The organism is Bacillus sp. FSL K6-1005 (genome assembly GCF_038000225.1).
Lineage (GTDB): Bacteria > Bacillota > Bacilli > Bacillales > Bacillaceae > Bacillus > Bacillus mojavensis.
The window spans coordinates 36,805-49,427 of sequence record NZ_JBBOBP010000001.1; the positions used below are offsets into that span (position 1 = coordinate 36,805).

The 12,623-nt window shown below is 33.1% G+C and carries 7 protein-coding genes and 2 pseudogenes; 8 read left to right on the top strand and 1 reads right to left on the bottom strand.

Features of this window, described 5'->3' with window-relative positions:
* Positions 1-65 precede the first annotated feature (65 nt).
* The 3 genes from NST16_RS00170 to tagH all read left to right on the top strand — a co-directional run bounded on the left by NST16_RS00170 (position 66) and on the right by tagH (position 4,831).
* Positions 66-2,234, top strand: coding sequence for a CDP-glycerol glycerophosphotransferase family protein (locus tag NST16_RS00170; protein WP_268504514.1), 2,169 nt, complete (start codon positions 66-68; stop codon positions 2,232-2,234).
* Positions 2,235-2,400: 166 nt separating this feature from the next.
* On the top strand, positions 2,401-3,228 hold the full coding sequence (gene tagG, locus NST16_RS00175; protein WP_283912637.1) for a teichoic acids export ABC transporter permease subunit TagG: 828 nt from the start codon (positions 2,401-2,403) through the stop codon (positions 3,226-3,228).
* 19 nt (positions 3,229-3,247) lie between these two features.
* A complete protein-coding gene (gene tagH / locus NST16_RS00180; RefSeq protein WP_340883382.1) occupies positions 3,248-4,831 on the top strand; it encodes a teichoic acids export ABC transporter ATP-binding subunit TagH in 1,584 nt (527 codons plus the stop codon).
* 60 nt (positions 4,832-4,891) lie between these two features.
* Here tagH and NST16_RS00185 read toward each other — a convergent pair.
* Positions 4,892-5,460, bottom strand: a pseudogene (locus NST16_RS00185) (UTP--glucose-1-phosphate uridylyltransferase); the annotation flags it as partial.
* Positions 5,461-5,940: 480 nt separating this feature from the next.
* Between NST16_RS00185 and tagD the strand changes: the two are divergent.
* The 5 genes and pseudogenes from tagD (at position 5,941) to NST16_RS00210 (ending at position 12,621) form a co-directional block, all read left to right on the top strand.
* Positions 5,941-6,330: pseudogene (tagD, locus tag NST16_RS00190) on the top strand (glycerol-3-phosphate cytidylyltransferase).
* Between the two features lie 974 nt (positions 6,331-7,304).
* Positions 7,305-8,186, top strand: coding sequence for a glucose-1-phosphate thymidylyltransferase RfbA (gene rfbA / locus NST16_RS00195; protein WP_340883384.1), 882 nt, complete (start codon positions 7,305-7,307; stop codon positions 8,184-8,186).
* An 11-nt stretch (positions 8,187-8,197) separates the two neighbouring features.
* Positions 8,198-9,232 (top strand): dTDP-glucose 4,6-dehydratase, encoded by a 1,035-nt coding sequence (rfbB, locus tag NST16_RS00200; RefSeq protein WP_340883385.1) that lies wholly within the window; start codon positions 8,198-8,200, stop codon positions 9,230-9,232.
* Positions 9,233-9,315: 83 nt separating this feature from the next.
* A complete protein-coding gene (locus NST16_RS00205) occupies positions 9,316-11,319 on the top strand; it encodes a CDP-glycerol glycerophosphotransferase family protein (RefSeq protein WP_340883387.1) in 2,004 nt (667 codons plus the stop codon).
* An 18-nt stretch (positions 11,320-11,337) separates the two neighbouring features.
* Entirely contained in the window at positions 11,338-12,621 is a 1,284-nt protein-coding gene (locus NST16_RS00210; RefSeq protein ID WP_340883389.1) for an ATP-grasp domain-containing protein, read from the top strand.
* Positions 12,622-12,623: the final 2 nt, after the last annotated feature.

Genomic DNA, 12,623 nt, shown 5'->3' on the forward strand with positions numbered 1-12,623 from the left:
ATTGTGAACCTTATATAAGGAAGCAGTAAGGTAAGAGCTTTTATACAGAGGAGCAGACAATAGTAATGAGTGAAAATACTGTGATTAAATGTATTTTGAAAAGCTTGAAAAACAGATTAGGTAAACTGGAATTGTCGATTGTTATTGATACTGACCAACAACTTTTAGAGAACCAAGAGTTATTTTTAAAGTTAAAAGAGAGACGTTCAGGTGCAGAAGCTGAATTTTTGCTTCAAAATACTGATTTATTAGAGTACAAAACAGATATTGATGTTCATCTTTTGCCTATGCCGCTTGAAATGGGCCAAACGTATGACTTTTATGTAATATTTGGCGAAAAAAACGAAGATACAGAACCGCAACAGCCGCAAGAAAAGCGTCTTTCTGCTGAAGTAGATACGGTTGAGCTTGCATTTCATATTGATCAAACAACCGGACTTTTGGTTTTACCATATAAAACTGATAAAGGCAATTTTTCAGTAAAGGTAAAAAGGGAAGCCAAAATTGTAAGGTTTGACGACATAGGGATTAATTCTGAAGAAATTACCCTAAAGGGTTATGCGGGATATCTGAGTTCTGAAAATCAATATCAAATAAATGACATGAATCTTATCATGAAAAAGGGCGGAGAAACGCCGGTTGAGGAAAAGTTTCCATTGCAGCTTGAAAGAAAAATGCAAGGGATTGACCAAACCAGAGAAGACGGTTTTATGCCGCAATTATATCATTTTGAAGTGAAAATTCCTTTAAAAGAGATTCCTTTCTCCATTGAAAAACGGTTTGTTTACCGTTTATTTATGGAGTATATATGTACTGATGAAGAAAAAACAGAAATTGTGTTTAACAGCACTGCTTTGGTTTTAGGGGACCGGAAAAATAAACTAAAAGGTTTAGTGAGCGTTGTGAAATCGGAAAACGGGCTGATTCGTTATGAGATTTTCAAGAAGAAAAAGAAACAAACTGTATGCATCAGAGTCAACGACTATAGCATGAACACAAGGATTAAGTACTTTGTTAAAGGCAAAAAGAAACGGTTTGTATCAAAAATCAAAAAACTAACAAAAGTGAGAAACCGGTTCATCACTAAAACTTACAAATCACTATTTATGATGGCCAGCAAGATGCCCGTTAAACGAAAAACAATCATTTTTGAAAGTTTCAACGGAAAACAATACAGTTGTAATCCGAGAGCAATTTATGAATATATGCGGGAAAACCATCCTGAGTACAAAATGTACTGGAGTGTAAACAAACAATATTCAGCTCCATTTGATGAAAAGAAAATTCCTTATATCAACCGACTTTCGATAAAATGGCTTTTTGCTATGGCGAGGGCGGAGTACTGGATTGTTAACAGCAGGCTTCCATTATGGATTCCAAAACCTGAACACACAACATATGTACAAACATGGCATGGAACGCCGTTGAAAAGACTGGCAATGGATATGGAAGAAGTGCATATGCCTGGAACAAATACAAAGAAATATAAGAGGAATTTTATAAGAGAAGCTTCTAATTGGGACTATTTAGTTTCTCCTAATGCATATTCATCTGAAATTTTTGCCCGGGCGTTTCAGTTTAACAAAACGATGATTGAGTCTGGTTATCCAAGAAATGATTTTCTTCATAATGATAACAATGAAGAAACAATATCTGCGATTAAAGGCAGATTGGACATTCCAAGTGATAAAAAAGTAATTTTATATGCCCCTACATGGAGAGATGATCAATTCTATGCAAAAGGACGCTATAAATTTGACCTTGATTTAGATTTGAATCAGCTAAGACAAGAACTTGGAAATGAATATATCGTTATTTTAAGAATGCATTATCTTGTAGCTGAGAATTTTGATTTGGGGCCTTATGAAGGTTTTGCGTTTGATTTTTCTGCTTATGAGGATATTCGTGAATTGTATATGATTTCTGATTTGCTAATTACTGATTATTCTTCTGTATTCTTTGATTATGCAAATTTAAAACGGCCAATGCTTTTCTTTGTACCTGATATTGAAACTTACCGTGATAAGCTGAGAGGTTTCTACTTTGATTTTGAAAAGGATGCACCGGGTCCATTAGTGAAAACAACTGAAGAAACCATTGAGGCTATTAAGGAAATTGCATCACCTAATTACGAATTACCAATTTCATTCGAACCTTTCTATGATAAGTTCTGTTACTTAGAATCAGGACGTTCATCTGAAAAAGTAGTAAATACTGTATTTAGAGCACAATAAATTCTGGCATTTTTTAAGATCTGAAAGCTGTCGAAGTCTCGGCAGCTTTTTGACACTTATTGAGAAGTGAAAAAAAATGCAGGATCTGTTACAATTATCAGCGGTGCTTTCAATTTCTTAAACAGAAAGATTTCCAAAAATCAACTAAGTCTAAGGAAGATAAAAAATGAATGATTTATTGCGAATACTGAGAGAGCAAATAACGTCATTTCCTTTAATTTTAAGATTGGCGGCTTATGAAACGAAATCTAAATATCAAATGAATTACTTGGGTGTTCTTTGGCAGTTTTTAAACCCGCTTATCCAAATGCTTGCCTACTGGTTTGTATTTGGCATGGGAATTAGAAAAGGTGGGCCTGTCGCGACCGGAGCCGGTGAAGTGCCTTTTATTGTTTGGATGCTGGCAGGGTTAATTCCCTGGTTTTTTATCAGTCCAACTATACTTGATGGTTCAAACAGTGTATTTAAGCGGATTAAGATGGTAGCTAAAATGAATTTTCCGATTAGTTCTCTGCCTTCAGTGGCCATTGCTTCTAACTTATTTAGCTATTTTATTATGATGGTGATTTATATCATTGTACTGTTAGTTAACGGAATATATCCAAGTTTGCATTGGTTACAATATATTTACTACTTTATTTGCTTGATTGCCTTTATGTTTTCTTTTAGTTTGTTTAATTCAACAATCAGCGTGCTGGTAAGGGATTATCAGTTTTTACTTCAAGCTGTAACAAGGCTTTTGTTTTTCTTGTTACCAATTTTTTGGGATATCAATTCAAAACTCGGTCAGAATCATCCAGAATTATTACCTGTTTTGAAGCTGAATCCGCTATTCTATATTATTGAGGGTTTCCGGAACAGCTTCTTAGACGGCCAGTGGTTCTTCCAAGACATAAAATACACGCTGTATTTCTGGCTATTCACTTTTCTTTTACTAACAGTAGGTTCTATCCTGCATATGAAATTCAGAGACAAGTTTGTTGACTTTCTTTAATACGTAAGGAGATTGTACGATGAAACTAAAAGTTTCGTTTCGAAATGTTTCAAAGCAGTATCATTTGTATAAAAAACAATCGGACAAGATTAAAGGATTGTTTTTTCCAGCTAAGGATAATGGTTTTTTTGCTGTGCGGAATGTCTCCTTTGACGTGTATGAGGGAGAAACAATTGGCTTTGTAGGGATAAACGGGTCGGGGAAATCGACCATGTCTAACCTGCTGGCTAAAATCATTCCGCCGACCAGCGGTGAGATAGAAATGAACGGCCAGCCGTCGCTGATTGCGATAGCAGCCGGTTTAAATAATCAATTGACGGGCCGGGACAACGTTCGGCTCAAGTGTTTGATGATGGGGTTAACCAATAAAGAAATTGATGACATGTATGAGAGTATCGTTGAATTTGCAGAGATTGGCGATTTTATTAATCAGCCGGTTAAAAACTATTCCAGCGGTATGAAATCTCGTCTCGGTTTCGCGATTTCCGTTCATATTGACCCTGACATTTTAATTATTGACGAAGCGCTCTCCGTAGGGGACCAAACATTTTATCAGAAGTGTGTAGACAGAATAAATGAGTTTAAAAAGCAAGGAAAAACCATTTTCTTTGTCAGCCACTCCATCGGCCAGATTGAAAAGATGTGTGACCGCGTCGCTTGGATGCACTACGGCGAGCTTCGTATGTTTGATGAGACAAAAACTGTTGTCAAAGAGTACAAAGCGTTTATTGACTGGTTTAATAAGCTGTCGAAAAAAGAAAAAGAAACATATAAAAAAGAGCAAACGGAAGAGCGGAAGAAAGAAGATCCTGAAGCGTTTGCCCGTTTCCGCAATAAGAAGAAAAAGCCGAAATCACTGGCTAATGCTATTCAAATTGCTATTTTGTCTATTCTGACAGTCTTCATGGCGGGAACGATGTTTTTTAATGCCCCGCTTCGTACAATTGCTTCGTTTGGCGCGATTCCGCAAAATGAAGTGAAGAAGCATCATGGCGATGCAAAGGGCAAGACAGAGGAACAATTAACCGCAGTCAATAAGCAAGGCTTTATAGCAGATGAAAAAGCGTCTGCTTATAAGGATCAAGATCTGAGAAAGAAGGCTGACGTTACACTGCCATTCGGTACGAAAGTGACGGTAGCTGCAAAAGGCAAACAAGCAGCGAAAATAAAGTTCGACGGGCACTCTTATTATGTGAAACAGAGCGCTGTTGCAACAAACGTGAAACATGCTGAATTGCGGTCTGCTTCCTTTACGCCTTATGTCCCGCAAGCCGCAGCAGCTTCCTATGAATACTTTCTCAAATTCCTGGGAGACAGCAGAATCAGCATTCAATCGAAATTGAATGGCTATACTGAAGGAGATACGGCTGACGGGAGAAAGTCGCTTGATTTTGATTATGAAAAAATCAGCTATGTGCTGGAGAATGATAAAGCATCAGAGCTTATCTTTCACAACATTTCTCCCGTTACTCCGGCGTCACTATCTTTAAGTGACAGCGATGTATTGTATGACAGCAGCAAGAATCGTTTTCTTGTAAATACAGCTAATCTGGTTTTTGCAGTTGATAATGAAGAGCATACACTGACCTTGATGTCGAAATAAAAAAAGGCTATTGGATAAATGTCCAATAGCCTTTTTGTTTACCATAAATGGAACGAGCTGCTAGCGAAGCTCTTTATCCTGCATCGCAAACTCAAGAGTTGTTGTGATAAAGCCGAGCTTTTCCCAACATCATAACGCTAGCCTTCAAATCGATTTCATTCAGTTTTTGTCTGGCGTCTGACAGCTGAATTTCACCGCCGGCGCCAACCTACTGATCCTCTAAGCTCATGAAGATCTCAGGTGTATACGTAACGGCCTAAGATGGCAAGGTTAGAAGGTGCAGTGCCTTTAGGCGGCTTCTCAACGAAGTTTTTCACCTGGTAACGGTGGCCCTCACTTGTCAGCGGGTCAATAATGCCGTAACGGTGTGTTTCTTCTTCAGGCACTTGCTGAACACCGATAATAGAAGAAAGTGTTTTTCCGTAGTCATCCATTAATTGGCGCAGCCCTGGTGTTTCTGCTTGGACAATATCGTCTCCAAGCAGAACAGCAAACGGCTCATCGCCGATAAAGTTCCGCGCGCACCAGACAGCGTGTCCGAGTCCTTTAGGCTCCTTTTGGCGGATATAGTGAATGTCAGCCAGATTAGAAGCTTTTTTCACTTTCTCAAGAAGTTCGGTTTTCCTTTTTCTAATTGATTAATGGGTTTCGTTTGTATCGTATCAACCTTTCTTTCATCTATATGTCTATAAAAACACGTGTCATTCGTATAGTTTGATTAAAGCCTCTTAGCCTGAAAAAAATTTCACTCTATCTTACCACAAAAATTTTTAGGATTTTTAACTTTCGTATTACAATTCCTTCACTTTTTGACGATGAATTAATATGAGGAGGGTGTACAGAATAAATGACGTAATAGAAAAGAAATTGTTTCACTGGCTGCGAAAAATAATTCAGTTAATTTGGTTTCGAGCATTGATTTAAAATAATAAAATAGAACTATTGACAACAGGTCTTTAATACCGTTTTTGTTTTTTAAAAAACCTTAACTTTTATAGGTGATTATGCTATTATTGTTAAATATTAATGATATGTGAAATTTATGTCGGAGTTATTAAGACATTGTAAAAAAATGGCCTTTTCTTTCAACATTGAAAGGAGTTTACAGAGTGAAAAAGGTTAGTACTTACGGCACGTTTGACTTGCTTCATTGGGGGCATATTAAATTGCTTGAACGTGCAAAAAAACTTGGTGACTATTTAGTGGTTGCCATTAGCACTGATGAATTTAATTTGCAGAAACAAAAAAAGCCTATCATAGTTATGAACATAGAAAATTTATTTTAGAAACAATACGATATGTAGATGAAGTAATTCCTGAAAAAAATTGGGCTCAGAAAATACAAGACATAAAAGACCATGAGATTGATGTGCTTTGTGATGGGCGATGATTAGGAAGGTAAATTTGATTACTTAAAAGATCATTGTGAAGTGGTTTACCTGCCAAGAACTGAAGGAATTTCTACAACTAAGATAAAAAAAGAAATTGCAAATTTGTAAATGAATTTTTTTATAGAAGTAATTCAAAGTTGCTTCTTTTTTTCTTGTGTACACACTATTTATTGAAGTTGTATGTTTGAAGACTAAAGTTCTCATTATTGAAATGGAAGGCATATTTTTTAAAATGAAAAAGAAAAAATTACTTATTATAATTTTTTCTGTTCTTTGTACATTCAAACATGTCACGGTACTCCACTAAAAAACTGGCTAACGATATGGAAGAAGTTCATATGCCAGGAGCAAATACAGAAAATACAAATGGGATTTCACAAAAAGAGTCAAGTAAGTAGTATATTTTAATTTCTCCAAATAAGTATTCTACAAAAATTTTCCGAATTGCTTTAAATATAGACAATCAATTTTAGAGACTGGTTATCTGAGAAATGACATTTTGTCCTCTGAAAATACAGAAACATTAAAAATAAAATAAAAAATAGTTTAACATACTAAAAGAGAAAAAAATTTTATTTTACTAAAAGGCAGTTGTAAGTTTAAATTAAAAACTGGACTTTAAATTATTAAAAGAATAGTTAGGTTATAAAGCAGTTATTCTACTTAGAATGCACTATTTAATTACAAAAAAATTTTAATTTGAAAGAATATGAAGGGTTTGTATCAACATACTAACAATTCTGATATATAAGAGAAATGTACCTTGTTAGCGATATTAATAACGGATTATTCTACTGTTTTTTTGATTTTGAAAAAATCAATAGTATTTTTTGTCTGCGATTTTGAAAATTTAGAGACAAGTTAAGAGGCTTTTATTTTAATATAGAAAAATTCGCACCAGGACCTATAGTAAACCTAATAAAGAGTTGAAGGAAATGAAACAATCATTGCAATATCCTATATTGAAAAATAATTATGATAACTTTTCATAATGGGTATTGCGATTTAGAGAATGGTAACGTAACAAAAGAGTAGTATAAAGCATGTTTTCAAAGAAAAAGTAGTTTTCTTGGAGGTTTAAAATGAAAGGTATTATTTTAGCTGGAGGAACAGGGTCGAGGCTTTATCCTATAACAAGAGGGATTTCGAAACAACTAGTTCCTATATATGATAAACCTATGATTTATTACCCGTTATCCGTATTAATGTTAAGCGGGATAAAGGAGATATTAATTATCTCCACTGAAAGGGATCTGCCGTTATTTAAACAACTGCTGGGGAATGGTGAAAACTTAGGTTTAAGTTTAACTTATGAGGTTCAGAAAAAACCTCGTGGACTTGCCGATGCATTTCTTATAGGCGAGAAATTTATTGGTGATGATAATGTAGCTCTGGTGCTTGGAGATAATATTTTTTATGGACAAGGATTCACCAATTTGTTAGATAAGGCTGTTTCGCTAAAAGAAGGTGCAATCGTTTTTGGATATTATGTTAAAAATCCAGAAGATTACGGTGTAGTTGATTTTGACAGTGAAGGTAGAGTCGTAGGTATTGAAGAAAAACCTAAAGTTCCAAAATCAAACTATGCTGTTCCAGGTTTATATTTTTATGATAATAATGTAATAAATATTGCGAAAGAAATTGTGCCTTCTGAACGGGGAGAATTAGAGATTAGTTCTATTAATGAATACTATTTAAAACAGGGCAATTTAAAGGTCGAAATCATGGGCAGGGGAATGGCATGGTTGGACACGGGGACCCATAAAAGTTTATTAGAAGCGAGTAATTATGTAGAAGCTGTACAAAATAGACAAGGGCTTTACATTGCATCATTGGAAGAAATTGCCTTTCGTAAAGGATATATTAGTGCGGAAAAGTTGTCTAAGTTAGCATTACCATTAAATAAAACAGAATACGGAAAGTATTTAATCAAATTAGTTGAAAACAATGAAATTAAGTCGTAGGAGAGAAACAGATGAAAACTTATTTAGTAACAGGCGGAGCAGGGTTTATTGGTTCGAACTTTATACTATATATGATGGATAAGTATGAAGATATTACTATTATTAATATAGATGATTTAACATATGCGGGAAACCTGGATAATCTTAAAAAAGTTGAAAATAAGAAAAATTATCACTTTGTTAAAGGTAATATTGCAGATAAAGAGATAGTTGAAAAGATATTTGAGGATTTTGAAATAGATTATGTTGTGAATTTTGCTGCAGAATCTCATGTAGATAGAAGTATAGAAGACCCAGAAATCTTTGTTAAAACAAATGTATTGGGGACAATTAATTTATTAAATATATCTAAACAAAATTGGTTAAACGAAGATGATTCTTTTATAAAAGGTAAGAAGTTTATTCATATTTCTACTGATGAGGTATATGGATCTTTAGGAACTGATGGATTGTTCTCTGAATCAACTCCTTTAGACCCTCATAGTCCATATTCTGCCAGCAAAGCATCAAGTGACCTCATTGTGAAATCGTATTTTGATACATATGGTTTTCCAATAAATATAACAAGATGCTCAAATAACTATGGCCCATTGCAATTTCCTGAAAAAATGATTCCTGTTATCATCAGTAATTGCTTAGATTTCAAAGAAGTGCCTCTCTATGGAGATGGACTTAACATAAGAGATTGGTTATATGTGGAAGATCATTGTGTAGCTATTGATTTAGTAATTCATAAAGGAAGCATCGGTGAAGTGTACAATATAGGTGGAAATAATGAAAAAACAAATATTGATCTTGTAAAAACAGTTATAAAATTACTACAAGAAAAAGTAGACTTAAAAATTGATGAATCACTTATTAAATATGTACAAGATAGAAAAGGTCACGACCGTAGATATGCTATTGATGCATCAAAAATAAAAAGAGACTTGGGTTGGGAGCCTTCTACTCAATGGGAAAAAGGTATAGAGAAAACTGTTAATTGGTATCTGAATAATAAGGAATGGCTTGCTAATATTTTGAATGGGAATTACAGAAATATATAAAGATTAAACGATAAATTCCCCAAACCTAACATTAAAGGTCCGGGGATTTTTTCATGGAAAGAATACATTGGAGGTGTGAGTAATTGGTTAACTTTATAAAAAGATTTTTGAAATTAAGTGTTAAAAGAAATATCCAAAATCATAAAGTGCAAATAATTAAAAATGAAAATAATGTAAGTTTTAAAGTCACTAATGTCAAAAATGTAGGCAGTAATTATCTAGTTTTAAAGGACAGAAGTTCAGGAAGAAGAATTAAGAAAAAAATCAAAGGAAGCAATGTGAATTTTAGTTGCACTGAAATTTTTAATATTGGTGAAAAGGCTATTTTAGATATATATGTTGTTTGTAGGATTTATAACAAACATATAAAAAAAAGAACTCCTTTTTCTAATGATAATTTAGGAATAAATATTTTTGATAAAGAAAGCAATATAAAATTACGTCCCTTTAAAACAAAAAATAATTACTTATCTATTATTGTAGAAAAATCTTACTTCTCACAAAAAGTCAATACATTGAAAGCAATTGGGCATAATTTATACATTGAGGGAGCTTTAGATTCTCAAGTCACTCCAAAAGAAGTAAATAAAGTTGAAGTTATTCTTACAAGAAGGGACAATAAAAAATCTTATGGCTTTGAAATTCAATCCTCTTCAGTAGATAAACAGAGGTATGAATTTAAAGGGTTATTAACGATGGACAAAATTAGAAATGACCTAGCAGTAAATAGTCGCTGGGATCTAATTTTACAAGTCAGAAATTTAAAAAATTCCGTCATATTTAAAGAATTGATAAATATGAGCGAGTTCTCTAACTTTGAAAATGAAGAAAATCGGTATTTACTTGTGAACAAAGATATAGATGAAGATATGCAATTTGTCTTCTATGCAACGATGGGAAAAGAAAGCTTGGCAATGTGGTATACAGATAAACATCAGTTTGAAAAGACATATAACATTGCAAAGGGAAAAAGTATTTTTAATAAAGTTTGTGAATCAAATCCAATTAATAAAAAAATGATTTTCTTTGAAAGTTTTCTAGGGAAAAGTTATTCTGGTAATCCTAAATATATATATGAAAAATTGCTTGAAATGGGTTATTCTAATCAGTTTATATTTATTTGGTCTTATTCCGGAAATTCTAGTATTCCCGGCAACCCAATAGTAGTTGAAAGAGAAAGTGAAGAGTATTTCAAATATCTGGCAGAATCTAAATACTGGGTTAATAATATTATTTTCCCTGTTCATAGAAAAAGAGAAGGGAATATTTACTTGCAAACATGGCACGGAACACCATTGAAGAAATTAGGTTTTGATATAGAAGTAGACGGGCCAGAAAAATTGGCAAGAGAAAATTTTTATTTAGAGTCAAGGAATTGGGACTATTTAATATCAGCAAATAGATACTCAAGTAATATATTTAAAAGAGCATTTAAATTCAATAAAAGAGTACTTGAATTAGGATATCCTGCAAATGATATATTTTTCAAAAAAGATATTTCAGAGTTAAGGTATGAATTGAAGGAAAATATAGGAATTCCAAAAGATAAAAAGGTTATATTGTATGCCCCAACATGGCGCGACAATGAATCATCAGCGTCTTGGCAGCATTCTTTTGAAATAAAAATCAACCTAAATGATTTCATGGAAAAATTATCTGATGAGTACATCTTGCTATTAAGAATGCATCATTTGATTTCTGATTCAATTGTTATTTCTAACGAATATAAAGATCATATATTTAATGTATCATCCTATGATGATATACAAGAATTATATGTCATTTCTGATATTCTTATCACTGATTATTCTTCAGTCTTTTTCGAATTTGCTAATACAAAAAAACCTATACTGTTTTTTGCTTATGACTTCAATTTGTACAAAGAAGAGATTAGGGGTTTCTACTTAGACATGAAAAAGGATTTGCCCGGCCCAATATTAGAATCGAGTGAAGAGCTATTGAATTCTATTAAGAATATAAAACAAGTAGAACTAGAATACAAAAGTTCCTACGCTCAATTTGTAAAAAAGTATTGTGAAATAGAGGATGGAAATTCAGCTAGAAAAATCATTGAAAAGGTTTTTTAATTAAGGAGGATACTAAACTTGAATAAAAACGTTCTAATTTTTCCATGTGGTTCTGAGATCGGTTTGGAAGTTCATAACGCGTTAAAGTATGTAAAAGAATTGACATTATATGGAGGTTCGAGCATAAAAGATCACGGCACTCATGTTTACAAAAATTATATGGAGGGCTTTCCCAATATAGATGCAGAAGAATTTATTGATTTCTTAAACGAGATGGTATCAAAGTTCGACATTGATTTTATAATTCCTGCTCATGACAGTGCAGTCTTAAAATTAGCCCAACATCAAGACAGTATTAACGCAATTGTTGTAACCTCTTCTAAGCAAACATGTGAAATAGCTCGATCTAAAAAGCTAACTTATCAGTTTTTTGAAAATGAAGACTTTGTACCGAAAATGTATAATCAAGTAAACGAAATTAATACTTATCCTGTTTTTCTTAAACCTGATGTTGGACAAGGCTCTAAGGGAGTAGCAAAAGCAAATAATAAAGAGGAACTGTTATTTTATAAAAAACAAAATAAAGATCTAATTGTATTAGAATATCTTCCAGGTGAGGAGTATACTATTGATTGTTTTACTGATAAACATGGTTCTTTAAAGTTTGCAGGAAAAAGAGCTAGAAAAAGGATTAAAAGTGGAATTAGTGTAAATTCAGTAACCTTACCTTTAGATGAGGAAGTTAAAAGGATAGCAAGGATTATTAATGATAAAATTGAATTTAGAGGAGCTTGGTTCTTCCAACTAAAAAAAGATAAGAATAACAAATATAAACTTTTGGAAATAGCTCCCCGCATCGCTGGAACTATGGGTCTTCACAGAAACAAAGGGATTAATTTTCCTTTGCTGAGTTTGTATGACAGAATGGATTATGATGTTGAAATTACAAATAACAACTTTGAAGTTGAGGTAGATAGAGCATTAATTAATAGATTTGAATTGAATATTTCATATAAAAGAGTCTACGTGGATTTTGATGATACTATAACATATAGAGAAAAGGTTAATCCAATGCTTATGCTATTTTTGTATCAATGCTCAAGCAAGGGTATCAAGTTAATATTAATTACAAAACATGCATATAATATCAGAGAGACTTTAGAAGCTTTAAAAATAAGTCCTACACTTTTTGATGAGATTATACATTTAAATAAGCAAGATAAAAAATCTGAAAGCATTAATAATGATTTACCTGCTATCTTTATAGATGACTCATTTGCAGAGCGCAGCGAAATATACAATTTAAATATCCCTGTTTTTGATATAGATGCAGTTGAGTCTTTAATTGATTGGAGACAATGATG